Genomic DNA, 17,930 nt, shown 5'->3' with positions numbered 1-17,930 from the left:
GTTCAAACCCAATTCGGCGCAGTCCCATGCTCGCGCTCCTCGTTTCCCACTCTGCGCCCGCCGCCCGATTGGCGGAGGACTTCCACCATCCATGGCAACACCGAATATTGGCGCTGGGTATGGTGTCGGCAGAGATCACGTGCGTCTCTTGCGCAGGGTGAGTGGAGTGGAATTGAGCAGTAGGTGTTCAGCTCAGAACGCTGAGGAATTCGCTGGGCAGCTCTCCTAGAGCGACTGCAGCAGCCGTGCAAGCTCCTTGCGGTTTGCCAGCCCCGTTTTCTTGAGGCCATTCGCGATGTGATTCTCAACAGTGCGCCGGCTAATACTCAATCGCTCAGCGATCTCGGTATTGCTCAGCTCTCCCCCGAGCCGCCCCACCTGCAGCTCGCGGCTACTCAGAAGCTGGGCAATCTCTCCGGTGGCAATCGTCTCTGTGCGGCGCTGCAGCACGGTCGAAAGGATGCGTTCAAGCACCTCGGCGAGCGGAAGCTCCTCGCGCCGTGCACTGCGATACGCGGCCCCGAGCACACGCACCAGCATCTCTGCGTCGTCTCGGTCAGGAGAGAGCGTCGCTCCCCACGCATGAAGCCCCGGCAGGTCTCGCTGTACGATGAGCCGCACCCCCTCAGCGGTGGAGACATATGCGGGAATCGCGGCAATCGTGAATGCACGAAGGAACGCCTCGGCAATGCGCTCGTTCCACCGGATCGTGAGGCTCAGGGCCGCGGTCTGCACCGCACCAAGACGGTAGCCAAGCTCAAGGCTGCGATCGACCGTCGCTTCAACGGCGGATGCGAACTCTTCGGGCTGATCCGACAAGCGAATGGTCGCGTCCAAGAAGTCTGCGCTCATCCCGATGCCCGGACCAATCGAGGGCAAGCGTGTCGCTGCCTCTCGCTGCAGGTTGTCTCGAAGTCGCGTTTGGCCGGAGTAGTGCGCCAAACCGGCTTCCAGTGCGAAAAGCGCGCCGTAGAAGATGTTGAGCGAGCTTGAGGGCTGCCCCGCAACCGTACCCTCATCAACGTACTGGCGCATGAGTTGGATGTCGCCAAGATACAGCGCGCCCACCGCAGCAACGTAGCTCAGCATCGTGTACTCAGAGCGGCTGAACCGTTCACGGGCCAGCTCGCGCTGCTCCAAGGCGCGGCGGACCGACTCGCGCACTTCTCCTTCGAGGTACAGTTGCGCCGTTTCAACGAAGCCAATGAACACGCTGTGCCCGGCGAGGTGAGTGGCGCTTTCCACGCCCCGGCGCACCCCGTCAACGTCACCGAGCGAGAGCGCACAGGCGATCCGGCCCACCAGTTCCCACTCATCGTTCGGCGGTGTTTCGAGGCGGGCAATGTCCTCGGGCACACCTCGCCCATCGGCGATGTCGAGGGTAGCCAGCGCGGCGTTGAGAGACGTCTCCATGCCGGGGTTCAGTTCGAGCAACTGTGCGAGCATCGCGCGTTCGCTCTCGCCGTCATGCTCGTCAAAGCGCAGCCACTGCAGGCGACGCATTGCGAAGGCCTGGTGGATGCGCTGGTCACCGAGCCGATGTGACATCGTGGTCTGGCTGAACACACGGCGCACTCGTTCCATCTCGCTGGACACCCCCATGGCAGCGGCCAGGTAGGCAAGCGCGTTGGCGGGCGTCGGCGCGACGGTCCATGTGCGGAACGTCGCACGTGTTGCGCGCTCTTCATGTTCAACGAAGCTGCGGGCCAGAAGCGCCAGTTCGTTGCCGGGTACCTCGCTCAACACCGGGGTCCCGTTGTCGCTCAGACCCTCCTCTGGAAATGTGCCAACGTAGGCGTGCTGTCTCGCGCGGTTCACGAGCAACGGCGGCCACACCTGCACGAGGAGCGACGCCCGTGCGCCTACGGGGGCCGCATAGTGCAGGTCGAACACTCGGCGAAGCAGCGGTTCAGAGAATCGCTCGACCACGCGGTCGTGCAGCACGGGCCCCTCGGCCGCCAGCCAGGAAACGAGCTCGCGCTCCTCTGGCGCAAGCTCGGCCAGGAGTCCGTCAACGAGCGGCGCCAGGTGGTTGTTCCAGAGTCGCCGTCCGTCACCTCGCCAGTGCGAGCCGTCGAGTTCAATGAGACCTGCATACTGCGCGCTCTCGGCAAGCGCGATCGTGAGACCAGCGTTTCCCCCGGCCTTGCCGTAGATCTGCAGGTGTGTGCGAGACTCAACCGGGTGTCCAAGGGCGGATTCGAGGAGCAGTGCGCTACTTGCGAGGTCAAGATCCGGGATTGGGATCACGGCTTCCGGCCATACCGGTGGGAAATCGAGATCGTGGGCGTGCCCAACAAGTTCGGTGCTGACCACGACGACGCCCACCCGTTTCCGCAGCACCGACAGCGCACGAAGCGAGAGCGAGTCGACCAGGTGCACATCGTCAACAGCGATCACGTCTCGCGCACTCAGCGCGCTTGAAAGCGAATCAACCACTCCAGAGAGTTCGCGCTGTCGAGGGCCGAGCGAGAGCGCGTCGCGCAGTTGCTGCAGCGCATAGCCCGGGTGCTCGCCCGCAAGCTGGTCGCCGCTCATCTGGAGAACCGTGGTTCCGCTGCTCTCAAGCGACTCGATAGCTGCACGCAGCACGGTGGTTCGGCCGCCCAGGCGGCGCCCCACGATCCGAGCGTTTCGTCGTGCCCGTACTGCGGCAACGACCTCTTGCACTGCTTCTCCGTAGACCAGCATGTGCTGCCTCCCGTTCTTCAGAGCTCGGAGGAGCAGCGCGCGTGAACGAATCGTCCACGAGCTCTTCGCGAGCGCAGGATTATTTCACCACGCGGCGGCCCCCACTGGGGAGCCTTTTCCTCACATACTCACGCCAATTGCCCCGATACGCCCCGTACACCTAGTCTTTGCCCACGAGGTTTCTGGTGGATTGCGGGCTTGTAGGTGAGTAGACCTCCGTAAATCGGGTGCCCGTCCGCCCCGGTGCGGATATGCCGAACACGTGATCGAGCGCCCCGGAGGGTCGTTCTCGGCTCGGTGAAGCACCACCGAAATCCCGCTCGGGTGGGGCTCGGCGCGCTCAGACTATCCGCCGAGACTCCGCAGGCGTGCTTCGAGTGCTCTTCGCTCTGGCCCGTCGGAGAGCAACTCGATCGCACAATGGTATTCAGATCGCGCTTCGGCGAACCGGCCGATTCGTTCGTTGAGCCGCGCTCGTGCCGCCGGAAGATACGGGTAGTCGGTGAGGCCGCTCACCTGACGATCGATGAACTGCAGGCCCAGTTCCGGGGTCGCAGCATTCGCGATTGCACAGCCGAGGTTGAGAGCGACGACTGGGCTCGGCTGCAGCGCATAGAGGCGACGATAGAGCCGCACAACCAGGTGCCAGTCGGTCGTGTCAGACGAAGCGCTTGATGAGTGCACTGCCGCGATCGCGGCCTGCACCTGATATGGCCCGACGCTGCCCAGCTGGGCCGCGCTTTCAAGGAGAACGTGCGCGCTCGCGATTCGTTGGGTGTCCCAGAGCGCGCGCTCCTGATGCTCCAGAAGCACCATGTTTCCGTCCGCATCGAGACGGGCGTCACGTCTTGCGTCAGTGAAGTCGAGGAGCGCGGCGAGGCCCATCACCTCAGGCGTATTCGGGAGGAGCCGGAGCATCTCGCCTGCGAGCCAGACCGCTTCGTCGCACAGTTCACCGTGCACGAGGAGCCCGCCCGCGCGGCCGGTGTACCCCGCGGAGTAGATCAGATAGATGACGTGCAGCACGGCGGGAAGTCGGTCGTCAATGTCTTCAGGGACGGTGAGTGGAATTCGTGAGGCGCGAATCTTGTGTTTGGCGCGAACGAGCCGCTTTGCCATGGTCTCCGTGGGGACGAAGAATGCCTGCGCGATCTGCTCGGTGCGCAGTCCCCCGGCGTATCGGAGCGTGAGTGCGATCTGTGCGTCAAGGTTTAGTGCGGGGTGGCAGCATCCCAGGATTGTTCCAAGCACGGCTTCGTCCTCGGAAAAGGGTTCCTCCGGGAGGAGCTGCGGCGCGAGATCCCGAGCTTTCGTTTCGCGCCGAATCTTGTCGATAGCGCGGTTTCGGGCCGTGCGGTAGAGCCACCCCGCCGGATTCTCCGGCGGGGTGGCTCCCCAGCTCGCTGCCGCTTCGAATGCCTCCTGCACGCAGTCTTCAGCGAGACCGAGGTCGCCAGTGTCTCGGGCGAGTACGGCGACAAGACGAGACCAGTGGCGTTGGAAGAGCGAGTCGAGTGTCATTCCCATTCCTGGACGGGGCGAATCTCGATCGCGCCGTACTCTGCGACGGGAACCTTGCGCGCCCACGCGATCGCCTCGTCGAGGGTCTCCACTTCGATCACGAAGTATCCCCCAATAGCCTCTTTCGTGTCTGCAAACGGCCCGTCAGTGATCAGCGTCTCACCCGCTCGAATCCGCACCGTGGTCGCGGTGGTCACAGATTTGAGCTCCTCCCCGCCGAGCAGCGCTCCCGCTGCCTCAAGCTCCTCTGTCAACGTGACGAACCGCTGCATCTCTTCCTCAGCGGCGGCAGAGCCGGGTTCCGCGAAGGCCGCCTCGTCTGCGGCAAAAATCAGCAGGTACTTCATGATTGATCTTCCTCTCCGAGACTCCTCCGTGGACTCTCACTGCCAAGACGAACGAGCGAGCTGTAGATGGACAGTCCGCCCATTCTTGCCCACCGACACCGCTTGGTGCCCAAAAAGATCCTTGGCTCGGTTGTCCGCTCGCTGGAAGCCTCGGAGTTTCGGCCGGCTTCGCATTTTTCCGCCGAGGAAGGCGGCCGGTTCTACAGCGAAGACATATCTTCCGGAGGATACCGAGCCGCGCGAATCGCGAGCTGGTTACGATCCCGAAGCCGAAGCTTGCGGAGCACACTGGACACGTGGTTCTTCACGGTGCCCACAGTGGTGAAGAGGATCTGGCTGATCTCACGGTTGGAGTGCCCGAGCGAGATGAGCTGCAACACTTCGAGCTCTCGCCCGGAGAGCAGCTTCCAGGCCTCGGTCTCCTCCCTTCGAGCGTTCCGCACCGCACCATCCGAGGAGAGGACATAGTCGATCAGCTTGTCGGTGGGAGCACTGCCGTAGACCCGCTGCCCGAATCGGATTGGCATTCATCGGAACGCAAAAGCTCGCAACTCCTCTGGGGGTCTCGCAGCAGTTGCCCTGAGGCGCGAGGGCGCACGCCCGAGTGATCTCGTGCACGGCCACTGCGCGAGGTGGGAGCTGGAAAGTCCACGGAGTGATTCTGAGGCGTAAAAGCAGGCGCAGGCACTATCCGGCAGAGCTGCCCGGGCTAGCGCGCCTCACCAACGCGGTTACCAGTCTGTACCTCATGCTGTTGTAGACCTTTCCCGGCTCGCGTATTCCGAGAATCATGGAAGACGAACGGGGAAGGTCGAGCGCTGCAACCGCGCCCTTGCGCAGGAGCGGGCGTATGCGGCCACGTATGACCGTAGTGAGGCCAGAGACGCCATATGGGAACCCCGGCGTCCTTATGACAATGATCATCGACCCGATGCCGGAATCAATGGACAGACTCAGTCGGACCACGTCCACAGCCCCACGGGGAGATACAACGAGCGGAAGCCGAAGGGCGTTTCGCTCGAGAACTCGTGGAGAGTCCCAACAGCGCTCAGCCCATATCGGTCGTCGAGCTGAATCGCGCAATCAGTTGAGCTCGTGAAGAGATATTGAGCTTGCGATAAACCCCAGTGAGCCGCGCCTCAACGGCGCGCACTGAAATGAACAGCGTCGCTGCGATCTCTCTATTGCGCCGTCCCGCAACGACCAAATCCACGACGGCTTTCTCTGAACGACTCAGATCCGACACCGGTACCGCGGCAGCGCGTGTTGCCCATCTGGGGAGGCCGATGCGGCGGAAAACACTTGCTGCCGCAGAAGCGGCCTGACCGGCCTCTGCAGGCATGTTTGCTGCAGCCAGTGCGCCCGCGTACGCATGTAGCGTCTTAGCGTACTCGTAGTCGGAGTCGTGTGGGCCAAACTGCGCGAGGAGCCTCTCGAAGGTGCGCACTGTTTCTGGAGGTGGAGCCATTACCGCATGGCAGCGTTCGATTGCGAGCTCGGCCCAGCGCGATGGCGCCAGCGCAGCTCGCCGTTCAAAGTCAGACAAGATCGTGCGGGCCGTGCTCTCGTCTCCAGATCGGACAAGGCTCTCCACCAAGTCAGCGTCGACGCGTGCGAGTTGAGGATCTTCTATCTCCGCAGTGATCAGTCTGGCACGCATCAAAAGCCGAACGGCTTCCGAAAGATCATCGCGGTGAAGGGCAAGCGCACCGAGGTAAGCGTCAAGACGAGCTGCAATTGCGGGGTTCCGACGGCCTTGAAGAGTCGCATACAGTCTATCGAGAACCACATTGGCCGCCGCATCCGCGTCATGCTCGATGTGGTACCAGTACTCATAGAACAAGCGAAACGGTTCTGGCGCACCCTCTCCGCTGGACATGCGGAGAATGTCCGCGAGCGCACTGAATGCGCCGTGGAAGTCGCCTGCAAGTCGGTCGTTCTCAATGGAATAGAACCGTGCTGTCGACACCCAGAGTGGGTCGCTCTCCGCCGACGCCCCTACGATGAGTGCGAATAAGTCACGTGCGTCGTGATAGCGGCCCGCAAAGGTGAGGGCGCGGCCGTACGCGAGTCGGGCGAGGACGGCTGCGGACTTGTCCGCGACACTGATTGCGATTTCAGCGGCGGTGGGGAGCTGCGGCGTCTGGCCTTGCATGGCCGCGATCTGGATGCGAGCGTTCCCGACAACTGTGGCCGTGCGGTCGTTGCCCACGGACAGGTCGTTGAGACGTGCGAGGTACGACTCTGCTTCCTTGAATTCCCAGCGCTCGGCGCAGTAGATAGCCAGAAGGGCGGTGAGGAGCGTCGCGTCTTCTGGAGCAGCGTGTTCGTCGCGGTCCAGAGCTTCTGCCGCGAGTGTGCCGAGTATGCTCTGCGAAGTTAGATACTCGATACGAACGCGCAGGCTTACCATTGCGAGGCGAGTTCGAGGAACTGTCGGCGCAGCGCGATCCACAATGTCAATGAGCCGCCCTGCCGCAGAGGTGTTCTTTCGGTAAAAGAGCGTCTCGGCGAGCGCCAAAAGCTCTGGACCAGTATCGTCCGAGACAGGAAGTGAGAGTGAGCGTTCGATGTACTCGAGTGCCAGTGCTACGTCGCCTGAGTGCAGCAAATCCGCAGCTGCTTGTCGTAGCGCGGATGCATGCTCCGGGGAAGGATCCAGGTATCCCGCATGCCACGCAACGTCGACCGGCTGGTCGCTCATTTCCGCTAGGAACGAATGGATACGTTGACGTGAAGCTGTGTCGAGGTGTTGGTAGTAGATCGCCGAACGGGCCGAGGCGTCTCGTATGGCTACCCATTGGTCGGCTGCTACAACCCATGACCTATCAAGTAATTCGTCAACTACTCCGCTCCCGACCAGGGAGCGCAAGTCGGAGGCTCGCATCCTCGGCGTAGAAGCGAGATACTCGATCGCCTCCACCATTCGGTCGTCCATCTCCCCGAGTGGTTCGAGGAATGCCGCGGCAACATGCCGGCCTTGTCGGAGTGGGGTCGGCAATGGGGAGGACCCGGTGAGCTGCGCAGGCTTCAGGTGGTTAGCCGCGTCGACAACTCTGCCCGCAACTGCAGCAGAGATCGTTTCGATGTGTTCGAGAACCGCATCGTGTGGCGTTGCACCCGTCTCTGTTTCGACCAGGGTTCGGATTCTGCTGTGGTCGAGGGCCCCGATCTCAAGGGTAGGCAAGCCGTCGAACGGGCGGCGCCCCCCGAAGGTCGAGACCATAATCACGAGGCGTACGGATGTTCCGCCGAGGCGGCGAGCGATGACAGCGAGAGCACTCGTGCTCTCGCTGTCCATCACATCAGCGTCGTCGATCAAGATGAGCTCAGGGAGATCCTCGGCGTCCTGCAGGCATGACACAACCCGTTCAGCCACGATAAACGAATCACGGTCCTTCGCACCTGCGATTGCGCGGGATAGGTGATGCGTACGAGGGTTGGGTAGCGCAGCAAGGAGATTCACAATGCCGGAAAAGGGACGGATCGACTCGGCTGGATTCACTCTCACCGCTATTGAGTGCTGAAGGATGCTTGCAGCCTCTGTCACAAAGCGAGATTTGCCGGAACCCGCTGCGCCGTGCACGATGACCGTCGCGCCAGCGCCACCGTTTGTCAGCTCTACGGCTTTCATCAACTCGTTGCGTCGGAAGAACGGCATCTGATTTCTCCAGCTCCTCGATTAGTCGGTCATTCAGCGATACGTGTTTGAGATGAAGTCCCCCGATACTCTTGAGATGGTGTCAATATTACGTGGAGAAGTCATTCTCACGCGGTGTGGCCCCGACCCCGCGCATCGGGTGGGGTCGAGCTCACCCGACAAACTATTTACGGGGTGCGCGATGCGAGCGCCGCCAGCGCAGCGTTCCGAATGAGGACGCCGAGCATGACGGGACCGATACCCCCAGGCACGGGGAGGATATGTCCCGCGACGGAGGCGACGTCCTCAGTCGCGATTCCACCACGAAGAATCGGTGCCTGGGTGCCGTCCTCACGTTCGACGAAGCCGACGAGACTCGGGTTGAAATCGATCACAGTTGCGCCGGGCTTCACCCACTCAGCGGAGACGACCTCCGGGCGCTCAAGACTCACAATCAGAACATCAGCCGCGGAAGCGAGTCGGCGAGCTTGGGGATGATCGATGGGCACGATCGCCAACGGTGAACTCGGCGGGAGCATCGCAGGCGCGACGCATCTGGCGACAACATTGGCGACGGGGTTGCTGCGCATCAATGGCTCTTCCGTCAGGAGAACAATGTTTCGGCTTTCAAGCGGGATGCCATATTCGGCAAGAGCGAGGATGACTGCCTCTCCAACGAGGGGCAGGACACCAGTGGGTGCCGGACGGTTCGATGGGAGCAATCCAGCGGTGTGCTCCGGATGCAGGCCTTCAAGTTCTTTCCTTGGATCAATTGCTGGAAGGATGTCGCGGATGGAAAGGCGCGAGGGAAGCGGCATCAGCACCATGACGCCGTGGACCGATTGGTCGTCGTTTGCCTCATGGATGCGTTCGAGAAGAGCGTCGAGCGTTGCGTCGGCGGGAAGTGCGACGTCAATACCCTCAACGCCGTAGGCGGCGAAGGTGCGCATGTGAAGCTCTCGGTTGATTGCGAGCATCGGGTCGTCACTGGCCACTGAAAGCAGGGCGACACGTGGCAGTACGCCTGCCGAGGAGGTCTTGGCGAGTGCCGCCGCGACGAGGCCTTGCTGCACTGGGCGCCCATGAATGAGCTGTGCGGTCATAGAGAGCTTTCCTTTCGAGTTTGTATAGTGGTGGGTCTGACAAGCCGAGCAACGCGGAGCGAGGCGACGATCGCGGGCACGGAGAGTGCCGTCCCAGCCACGACCGCGGTTCCGGCGCCCACGCTGGAGATACTGGAATCCGCCCGGAACCCACGGATAGCGGCGATAGAACTCATCAGGAGCAAGGGTGCGGTGACAAGACCAGGGTTGTAATTACGCCGCACCAAGGCCTGCAGCAGATGCCCTGCAGCATTCACGGACAGTGCACCAGCAGACGCAATCGCGATCGCGGCAGTGATCGGCCGCCGAGCTCGACCACCTCTCGAATGCGTTGCACAGGTCACCACAGCGCTCAATAGCGCGGTGGCGATACTCATTCGGTCCGCGCGATAGTCTTCTTCAGAAAGACCGAGATTGGCGAGGAAACGGGGATCAAGCCTGCTGCCATGGTCAGAGAAGGCGATCTCTTCGGCGTTGTGACATCCGAAGGCGATGAGCATCGCCGTACGTCCTGCCCCGGCACTGCGCTCGGCGCTCATCGGACCAATTCTCGCTGCGTCGCCGCTTGGCCGAGAATCTCACCGATGCGCCGAAGCGAGGTCAGATCTCGGAAAATGGAGTAGTGGTCGCCATCGACGCCAATAATCTGCGGGGCCTGGGAGAGATATCTCGACCACTCGTTCACAGTCGACGGGGAGATCGAGAGACAATCGAGGACTTCCTCGGGCTCCGGTTCGGAAGCCTCGATGATGAGCACAGGACAGTCGATCAGTCGATCTGGCGTCCAGCGCTTAAGCACGCCGTGGTTTTCTCGCCAGATCTCGAAGAATCGCGCGAATTCGTTGCGCACGGTCTCAGGCCAGGCCGGGTGTTCGACAGCCTCGAGGATTCCGCGTGCGTCCGCGCGAGCACGAACGTCCTCGGCGAATCGAATGCCAGGTACAAGCGTGCTGAGCAGCGCCGGGAAGGCTGCGACGTACGCCTGCTCATCGCAGGCACCGCTGGTGTAGGCGTGCGGAGGATGCGAATCAATCATGACGAGAAGCTCGACTGTCTCGCCAGCCTCCTCCAACTGCAGTGCCAGCTCGGCGGCAAGGTTCCCGCCAAATGAGTACCCACCGATTAGGTAAGGTCCGGACGGCTGGATTCCGGTGATCGTGGCGAGATAGGAGGCCGCTAGCTCTCTCATCGTAATGCGCTGCCCGAGGAAGTCAGCAGGGAAAGTGAGACCAGTGACTCCGACATCCTCCCCAATGTGAGTAGCGACGCCGGCGTAGCAGGTCGTAGTCCCACCAGCGGGATGTACAAGGAAAAACGTACGCTCACGAGGTGGCGTGATGTGGACGACGTTGTCGAAGGCCGATCGTGGCTGCCGAGCTATGTGACGGCGGGTCGGTTCATCGACCGGGCCCACCTTGCCAGACGTCCTGTCGATGACGTGTGTCTGAAACAGTTTCTCGACCGTGCCGATCCGTTCGAGTTCGGCGACGTCCAATGCCGTTCCGTGCCGTTCCGCGAGAGCTGCCGTGATATCGATAAGGGCGAGCGAATCGGCACCAGCATCCACGAGTCGGTCCTCGGCCGCGAGTTCGGGAAGCTGCAGGACCTCGCGGACGGTGGCAAGCAGTTCTTCCAGAGATGGAAGCGATACTGAACGTGCCGATTCCGTCGTTCGACCGGCGGCCTTCGAGACTTCCGGTGTTCGAGTGTGCCGGGGGTGGCCAACCCAGTGCCGCGTTCGCACGAGGCGACGGCCTTGGGGGGAAACCTGCCGGCCGCGCGCGTCGGCGCGTCGGCGAAGAATGGCATGCACGTTACTCCCGCCCATCCCGAACGAGCTGACACCAGCGTGGGTCAGCCACGGCGCATCGACGGGTTCTGTAGGGAGGACGACTTCCTCACCCACATCGAGGAGCGGATTCGATTCGGAGAAACCGGCGAGCGGAGGAATGACGCCCTTCTCGAGCACGAGTGCAGCTCGCACGAGCCCCATGACCCCGGCGGCCGCGTCGAGATGGCCGACGTTCGCCTTCGCGCTACCGAGATAGCACGATTTGGTTGAACCTTCGCGCGCCAGTCGAAGAGCGCGAATCTCAATCGGATCCCCCAGAAGCGTGCCTGTCCCGTGAGACTCGATGTAGCGCACCTGGTCGGCGGTGATGCCAGCAGACGCCATTGCAGATCGGATTACGGCAGCCTGCCCAGATACCCCTGGCGCGGGAAATCCGACTTTGTCAGCCCCGTCGTTGTTGGCAGCGGTTCCGGCCACGTTCGCATATACGTGTTGAAGGTTAGCGTCCTCTGATCTCACTAGGACAACGGCCGCGGCACCATGTGCCTTTACTGTTCCATCGGCAGTACGGTCGAATGGCCGGCACGATCCGGTTGGACTGAAGATGCTTCCGGAGCGCTTGAGGTAGCCTCCGAGATGCGGGATCGAAATGGAGACACCACCGACGATTGCCGCGTCGCATTCCCCGTGCAGGAGTGCTTGCCTGGCGAGGTGGACAGCCAGAAGCGAGCTCGAGCACGCGGACTGCACCACTACAGACGGACCGGTGAGTCCGAGCGCGTAGCTCGTACGCGTGCACAGGAAGTCCTTGTCGTTGGCGAGCATGGCACTGAAATTGAGATCTGACTCATCCCAAAGCCCTGCCGCGCGCACCGGTCCGGTGAGGTAGGTACTCGAACTTGCTGAGCCGAAAACGCCGACCTTGAGTCCTGTAACGTCACCGAATCCAGCATCATCGAGTGCACTGCGAGCGCATTCCAAGAAGACACGGTGTTGTGGATCCATGAGCGCCGCGTCACGTGCTGAGATGCCGAACGCATCGTGGTCGAAGGCATCGATATCGTCGAGCGCGCTCACTACGGACACGAAATCCTCATCGTCGATCTGAGCGGACGTATATCCGAATCGTTCTGATTCTGCCCTTGAGACGGATCGGAATGTTGACGTCCCTTCAGCGGTCAATTGCCAGAAGGCGTTCACATCGTCGGCTCCGGGGACACGGAGAGCGATCCCGGTTATAGCAACGTCGTTCCCGTAGGCGGGAGCAGGATCTTGTACGGTCATAGTAAGCCTTCTTCTGGGTTAGGCGCGAGTGCTGAGCACGTAGTCGGCCAGCGCGGCTGGGGTGGAATATTCGAAGAGGTCGACGAGCGTCAAGTCGTGTAGCCCGAGGTCAGTGCGCAATCGCTCGTGGACTTCCATCACGTGCATCGAGGTGCCGCCAACTTCGAGGAAGCGGTCTTGAGCTCGCACACGCCCAGCCCCAATCGCTTCCTCCCAGACCCGAGCGATGCGCCCGGCGAGGCTATCGTCGACTTCCTCGTCCGTCTCATGTGCAGGAAGGGGAAGGGCGACGACATCCGGTTTCCCGTTCCGAGTCATCGGGATCGTCTCGAGGGGTACGACGGCGGCCGGAACCATGTACCACGGGATGTGATCCCCGAGCTCCGCGCGGATGGCGTCTGCGTCCCCCTCAGAGGTGGTGACGACCCAAGCGCAGAGGAACGGCTCCCGCCCCTCCGGTGAGACGAGCGCAGCTACCGCTGCGCTCGTTCGGCCGGTCGCAGCGATGGCGGCTTCGATCTCTCCTAGCTCGATTCGGTATCCACGCAGCTGGACCTGTTGGTCGATGCGCCCCAAGTAGACGAGTTCTCCGTCGATGTCGCGGCGCACACGGTCGCCTGTGCAATATGCGCGTAGCTTGCGCCCCTGGACCTCGATGGTGCGGAATCTGGCTGCCGTCAGCTCTTCCTGCCCGAGATACTCGTCCGCGAGGCCAGCGCCGAAGACCAGCAATTCGCCTGCCACGCCAACTGCGGCTGGGCGGCCGAGCTCGTCGAGGATAATGATGCCAAGATGTGCCAGGGGTTCCCCGATCATGCTCCGACTTTCAAAGTCAATCTCGGGCTCCGTGATCTCCTTTGCCGTCACATGTACCGTCGTTTCAGTAATCCCGTACATGTTGATGAATCGTGTTTGGGCGTTCGCTTCGCCTCGCCAGGACCGGAGATCAGCGGGGTGGAGCGCCTCACCCCCAAAGACAACCACGCGAACGTCGGGAAAAGTGCGAGTGCTTCTGCGCATAGCGTCAGCCAGTCGCCGGAACGCGGATGGTGTCTGGTTGAGCACCGTAATACTCGCGTGCTCGACAAGGTCGGCAAAGGCATCAGGGTGGGACACCTCTTCTGGGCGTGGAACTATCAGCGTGCCACCCGTAGTAATCGCTCCGAAGAGCTCCCAAACGCTGAAGTCGAACGCAAGTGAATGAAAGAGACACCAGCGGTCTCGGGCGCTCGAACTGATGACCGAACGAGCAGAGCGGAGTAGCGCCGAAAGCGCACTGTGAGAGACGACGACTCCTTTCGGTTCCCCAGTGGAGCCCGATGTGAAGATCACATAGGCGCGATCCGCTACTGTCGGCGGGCGCATTGGCCGAGTGCGCCGCGATGTGCGGGTAATCACCGCGGCACACATCTCGCCAGGGCCGGTGGCACCTTCGTCGACGAGAATCGTTGGTGATGCATCGAGTTCCTTGGCGATCTTGCTTAGGATGAGCTGGGCGCGGTGGGGAGGTGCGGCGGGGTCGATCGGAACATAGGCTCGACCGGATGCGAGGACAGACAGGATCGCGATCACGGCGTCTATGCTCTTTCTCATCCGCACAACCACAAGCCGGCTGGCTTCATGGGCGTCCAGTTCGCCGGCGCCCGAGAGCATCCGGTCAGCGAGCTCCGCGTAGCTGATCTCTTCGTCAGCGCTCAGGGCGATGGAGTGGGGCTGGGTGACGGCGATCGAACGGATGAGGTCGATAACCGTGAGCTCGGGCTTCGCAACTTCCACGGGGCTGGATGACGTTGATGCATCGTCGAACACGGCATCGTCGACAACGAGAGCGTCAGGCTGTGCCGTCGCGAGAGCAAGGGCTTGCATCACCTGCGCCGCTGCCGTCGGCTGATGGAAGGCATCCGACACGCCAACCTCGATGCGAATCGCATCCTGTTCATCGGCGAAGGTGATTGTGAGTGGATACGGGAGATCCGTGCGATTTATGGGAAGAGAGACCACACTAGCGCCCTCAAGTTCGAGAGCGAGATCCTGAGCGTAAAACGTCACGGCGTTGTCGATCGTCGCTCTCGACCCCGGGAACAGAACGGAGCCAGTTTCCCCGTGGATGTTGAGACCTTGAGCGCCCTGGAGGGTTCGGATACCGGAGGAGATCTGCCCGCACAGGCTCCGCCACGTCGTGCTTCCGTCGATCAAGACGGGGAGCGGAAGAGTGTTTACGAAGAAGCCGACGGCATTCTTAGCTCGATGCCCCGCACGGCCTGCAACTGGTACCCCGACGGTGATCGCCCCGGAGCCAGCAAGGCGACTCAGGACATGGGCGTGGGCGGCGAAGAGAACGGCCACCAAACCGTACTCCCCCACCATCTCGCTCTCACGCAGCGCACGAACTTCGGGCCCATCGAGCCGGAGCCGCAAGCGGGTTCCTCTGATTCGCCCACGGTCGCGAACTGCAAGTGGCAAGGAAGCTGGCTCAGGTACCGTTTCGACGAGTGCACGGTAGCGATCGATCGACCGGGGAGAGATGGGCGGCGGAGCGACAGTGCCGGGGTGCTCACCTAGACCACTTACGAGATCGGGCCATGCAGCCTCGATCGATGCGTACAGCGTCGAGATCATGCCAACGACTCGATAGAAGGAGTACGCATCGCTGACGAGGTGTGAGGCAACGAAGGAGAGGAGCAACGTGTTCCGACCGTAGTAGAAGCGGGCCGTGACCTGATGAGGATCGTGCGGGGCAATCGGAACTGATGCGAGCATCTGCTCGGTTTCCTCAAGGACCATGGCTTCGAGAAGCTCTGTCGGCGTCTGTGTCCGATCGAACTCGAGCACTCGCGCAACACCTGTTCCCGGCGCAGCGATCAAACCATCGTCAGAGTGCCGGAAGGTTGTTGAGAATGCTGTCGTAGCCGAGAATACGGCGCGTGTCGCATCGATGAGGCGAGCGCGGTCGACGTCTCCTTCGACCCGGAAGACGAATCCGAGGTCGAACGCAGTGTCGGACGGGTGGGCAGCAGAGTGCAAAAACATGCTGCGCTGTGCCGATGTTGCAGGGTAAGGGCCGAAGGTGTTCGTCATCATCACTAAGTCCTTTCGGGGGCCGAGTAGCGGGTGCGGGCAAGGTAGCGTCGCGCATCGATCGGAGCGGTGTATTCAAGGAGCTGGACCCCGGTGTTCTCGTCAAGGACCGTGACAGCGAGGATGTGGCTCGCGTCGAGACTTTGGAGGGCAACGCACGAAGAGTCGTTGCCGTCGAGAATGCGGATGTGCCGAGCGGACGGACTGCTAACTATCGTGCCCGGATGGCGGAGTAGGCCTATGCCCAGTCGTTTGAGGTGAGCTTCCTTCGCCGCCCATATCCGAGCCTTGAGAAGCTGGGCTTCGCTGGTCACGACCTTGCCGATTCGAGTGAGCTCAAGAGCGTCGAACGCACTGTTGGGGATAGATGAAGCCCGGTCAATGGCGACGACATCGACCCCGATCGCGTACCTTGCAGTAGCCGCGACCACCCAGACTCCGTCGTGGCTTGCAGAAGCACCAGCGCCAGTCGGATGTATCGGCCGACCGATGTGGTCGTACCCTGCTGGAGCGCCGCAGACGTGGTGAAGGAGGTAATCAGCCATCCGTGATCGAACCCGGTCAATTGCGCGGTGCTTGCGGGCGATCATCGCCGCTCGAGCGGCTGACGCTGGGCTCCAGCCGCCTCGATCGAGCGTTGCCAGGTCTGCGGGGAGGCGGGCCGCTACGATTCTCACGCTCATTGGCCACCGACAAGTCGGCCAAGGGCGAAGCGCATCGCGATGAGCACCGCGACCAACGCGGTGATGCCTGCGAGCCATTGAAATCCCACAGAGTAGGCCGCGACGTCGGCAGAGAGACGAACAGTGGCAGCCTCAGCTTGCGTCAGAGGAGCCGCAGCCTCTATTCGCTCGGACACAATCGACGTTGCGATCGTGCTGAGGAAAGCCACACCAAGTGAGGCCCCCAGCTGTTGGCTTGTGTTGGCGAGCGCGGAGGCAAGGCCGCCCCGTGCTGGATTAAGCCCCACGGTCGCGGAAGACATCGCGGGAGCCATAACGGTCCCGAGCCCCATCCCTATCACCACCATGGGCGCGACCAACTCTGAAACGTATTCGTCCACGGTTCCCAGACCAGACAACCAAATGAAGCCGATGCTTTGCATGAGAGGGCCAACAGTCAGGACGACTCCGAGTCCGAAGCGAGGCACAAGGAATCGCGTGCTAACGATTGCAGCGACGATCAGCCCCACAACCATGGGGAGGAAAGCGAGTCCAGCTCGCAGTGGCGAGTACCCCAGGTCCTCTTGCAGGTAAAAGGTGAGGTACACGGACGCGCCCATCTGAGCGAAGCCGACCAGTGCGATCGCGAGATACGAAGACGAACGCCGAGCGTCAGCGAGCAGGCTCAGCGGGACAAGAGGTTCAGCCGCCAATCGTTCACGGATCACGAACACGATGGCGAGAACTGCGCCGCCGACGAGCAACACGAGAGTCGATGAGTGAGTCCAGCCGTCGGATTCGGCGCACGAGAAAGCGAACACCAGCGCCGACACCGACGCGGTTCCCAACAGTAGTCCGGTCACGTCATCAAGGAGTGAACCCGAAGTTCTGCCGGCCGTGCCGCGGAGCCCATTGATCGCGACAAGGATTGTTCCAGCGACCAGGGGGACATTTATGAAGAAGCACCACCTCCAATCCCCCAACTCAGTAAGCGCTCCGCCCAGAACAAGCCCCAGCGCAGCACCAGCCCCTGCGACGGAGCCGAAGATTGCAAAGGCCTTGGACCGTCCAGCTGCCCCTGGGAACGCAGCATTCATGAGCGAGAGGTTTGTAGGGGCGAGCAACGCGGCGAAGACTCCTTGGAGGGCACGGAAAGCGATCAAAGTTCCAAAGTCATTCGCAAGGCCTCCAAGAAGGCTCGCGATGCCAAAACCTGCTGCGCCGATCAGAAAAGCGCGTTTTGCGCCAAGGAAGGTTGACACTCGTCCCCCTACAAGGAGCAGGGATCCGAATGCGAGTGTGTATGCAGTGACAGCCCACTGACGGTCAGCGCTGGCGAACCCCAGATCCAACTGCGCGTCAGGGAGCGCGACTGCAACAATCGTGGTGTCGAGAACGATGATGACTTGAGCGAGGCAGGCCGACAGAACAACCAGGGAGGGCCTGCTAGCGGCGCGTCCGAGCTGAGCTGAAACGCGGATGGTTGGGGAACCCGACATAGCCCAACCGTATGGATTCACGCCCTGCATGCGACACCGCAAATGAGGCGTGATGTGGTCCGTATGTGGTTTCCCGCAGGTCGGCCCTGTCCTGTGACGACGACGCAAGCGTTGTCGCCAAGCTCGGGCATGGGCCGTCTTGCGCTCGGGTCTGATGCATGTTTAGGTGACAGTTTGACCTGACCTATGGTTTGGTTTCCACTCGGGGTAGCTAGTCGATGGCCTTCATGAAAGGCTCGCCCACATACCACGCCCCTACCCGCCAGAGTTCCGTGCACGCGCGATCGCGCTCGTCCGCGAAGGCCGACAGATC

The 17,930-nt window shown here is 61.9% G+C and carries 11 protein-coding genes; all 11 read right to left on the bottom strand.

The window, feature by feature from the left end; translation table 11 throughout:
• Window positions 1-225: 225 nt before the first annotated feature.
• The 11 genes from D3226_RS06190 to D3226_RS06140 all read right to left on the bottom strand — a co-directional run bounded on the left by D3226_RS06190 (window position 226) and on the right by D3226_RS06140 (window position 17,617).
• A complete protein-coding gene (locus D3226_RS06190; protein ID WP_202381574.1) occupies window positions 226-2,691 on the bottom strand; it encodes a helix-turn-helix transcriptional regulator in 2,466 nt (821 codons plus the stop codon).
• Window positions 2,692-3,036: 345 nt separating this feature from the next.
• Entirely contained in the window at window positions 3,037-4,212 is a 1,176-nt protein-coding gene (locus D3226_RS06185; protein ID WP_202381573.1) for an RNA polymerase sigma factor, read from the bottom strand.
• The gene (locus tag D3226_RS06180; protein ID WP_202381572.1) at window positions 4,209-4,559 is read right to left on the bottom strand and encodes a YciI family protein; all 351 of its coding nucleotides are present in this window, start codon (window positions 4,557-4,559) and stop codon (window positions 4,209-4,211) included. The genes D3226_RS06185 and D3226_RS06180 overlap by 4 nt, the downstream gene beginning before the upstream one ends.
• Window positions 4,560-4,759: 200 nt before the next feature.
• Window positions 4,760-5,086, bottom strand: coding sequence for a response regulator transcription factor (locus D3226_RS06175; protein ID WP_202381571.1), 327 nt, complete (start codon window positions 5,084-5,086; stop codon window positions 4,760-4,762).
• A 521-nt stretch (window positions 5,087-5,607) separates the two neighbouring features.
• Window positions 5,608-8,220 carry a LuxR C-terminal-related transcriptional regulator gene (locus D3226_RS06170; RefSeq protein WP_202381570.1) on the bottom strand — a complete coding sequence of 871 codons (2,613 nt, stop codon included), beginning with the start codon at window positions 8,218-8,220 and terminating at the stop codon, window positions 5,608-5,610.
• A gap of 167 nt (window positions 8,221-8,387) precedes the next feature.
• Entirely contained in the window at window positions 8,388-9,302 is a 915-nt protein-coding gene (locus D3226_RS06165; RefSeq protein WP_202381569.1) for a bifunctional 5,10-methylenetetrahydrofolate dehydrogenase/5,10-methenyltetrahydrofolate cyclohydrolase, read from the bottom strand.
• Window positions 9,299-9,841 carry an HXXEE domain-containing protein gene (locus D3226_RS06160; protein WP_202381568.1) on the bottom strand — a complete coding sequence of 181 codons (543 nt, stop codon included), beginning with the start codon at window positions 9,839-9,841 and terminating at the stop codon, window positions 9,299-9,301. Before D3226_RS06160 ends, D3226_RS06165 begins: the two co-directional genes overlap by 4 nt.
• The gene (locus D3226_RS06155) at window positions 9,838-12,378 is read right to left on the bottom strand and encodes a beta-ketoacyl synthase N-terminal-like domain-containing protein (RefSeq protein WP_202381567.1); all 2,541 of its coding nucleotides are present in this window, start codon (window positions 12,376-12,378) and stop codon (window positions 9,838-9,840) included. Before D3226_RS06155 ends, D3226_RS06160 begins: the two co-directional genes overlap by 4 nt.
• Window positions 12,379-12,396: 18 nt before the next feature.
• A complete protein-coding gene (locus D3226_RS06150; RefSeq protein WP_202381566.1) occupies window positions 12,397-15,459 on the bottom strand; it encodes a non-ribosomal peptide synthetase in 3,063 nt (1,020 codons plus the stop codon).
• Between the two features lie 2 nt (window positions 15,460-15,461).
• Complete coding sequence (locus tag D3226_RS06145) at window positions 15,462-16,001, bottom strand: 4'-phosphopantetheinyl transferase superfamily protein (RefSeq protein WP_202381565.1); 540 nt, start codon at window positions 15,999-16,001, stop codon at window positions 15,462-15,464.
• A 134-nt stretch (window positions 16,002-16,135) separates the two neighbouring features.
• Window positions 16,136-17,617 (bottom strand): MFS transporter, encoded by a 1,482-nt coding sequence (locus D3226_RS06140; protein WP_202381564.1) that lies wholly within the window; start codon window positions 17,615-17,617, stop codon window positions 16,136-16,138.
• Window positions 17,618-17,930: the final 313 nt, after the last annotated feature.

Origin of the sequence: Leucobacter chromiireducens subsp. chromiireducens, assembly GCF_016758255.1 — a bacterium.
GTDB lineage: Bacteria > Actinomycetota > Actinomycetes > Actinomycetales > Microbacteriaceae > Leucobacter > Leucobacter chromiireducens.
The sequence above is the reverse complement of the archived record's forward strand: the minus strand, read 5'-3'. Positions and strand labels throughout refer to the sequence as shown.

Excerpts from the sequence above, each read along its gene's own strand:
- D3226_RS06140 (WP_202381564.1), bottom strand. The coding sequence starts at position 17,617 with ATGTCGGGTTCCCCAACCATCCGCGTTTCAGCTCAGCTCGGACGCGCC.
- D3226_RS06160 (WP_202381568.1), bottom strand. The coding sequence starts at position 9,841 with ATGAGCGCCGAGCGCAGTGCCGGGGCAGGACGTACGGCGATGCTCATC.
- D3226_RS06185 (WP_202381573.1), bottom strand. The coding sequence starts at position 4,212 with ATGACACTCGACTCGCTCTTCCAACGCCACTGGTCTCGTCTTGTCGCC.
- D3226_RS06145 (WP_202381565.1), bottom strand. The coding sequence starts at position 16,001 with ATGGCTGATTACCTCCTTCACCACGTCTGCGGCGCTCCAGCAGGGTAC.
- D3226_RS06150 (WP_202381566.1), bottom strand. The coding sequence starts at position 15,459 with ATGATGACGAACACCTTCGGCCCTTACCCTGCAACATCGGCACAGCGC.
- D3226_RS06180 (WP_202381572.1), bottom strand. The coding sequence starts at position 4,559 with ATGAAGTACCTGCTGATTTTTGCCGCAGACGAGGCGGCCTTCGCGGAA.
- D3226_RS06170 (WP_202381570.1), bottom strand. The coding sequence starts at position 8,220 with ATGCCGTTCTTCCGACGCAACGAGTTGATGAAAGCCGTAGAGCTGACA.
- D3226_RS06155 (WP_202381567.1), bottom strand. The coding sequence starts at position 12,378 with ATGACCGTACAAGATCCTGCTCCCGCCTACGGGAACGACGTTGCTATA.
- D3226_RS06175 (WP_202381571.1), bottom strand. The coding sequence starts at position 5,086 with ATGCCAATCCGATTCGGGCAGCGGGTCTACGGCAGTGCTCCCACCGAC.
- D3226_RS06165 (WP_202381569.1), bottom strand. The coding sequence starts at position 9,302 with ATGACCGCACAGCTCATTCATGGGCGCCCAGTGCAGCAAGGCCTCGTC.
- D3226_RS06190 (WP_202381574.1), bottom strand. The coding sequence starts at position 2,691 with ATGCTGGTCTACGGAGAAGCAGTGCAAGAGGTCGTTGCCGCAGTACGG.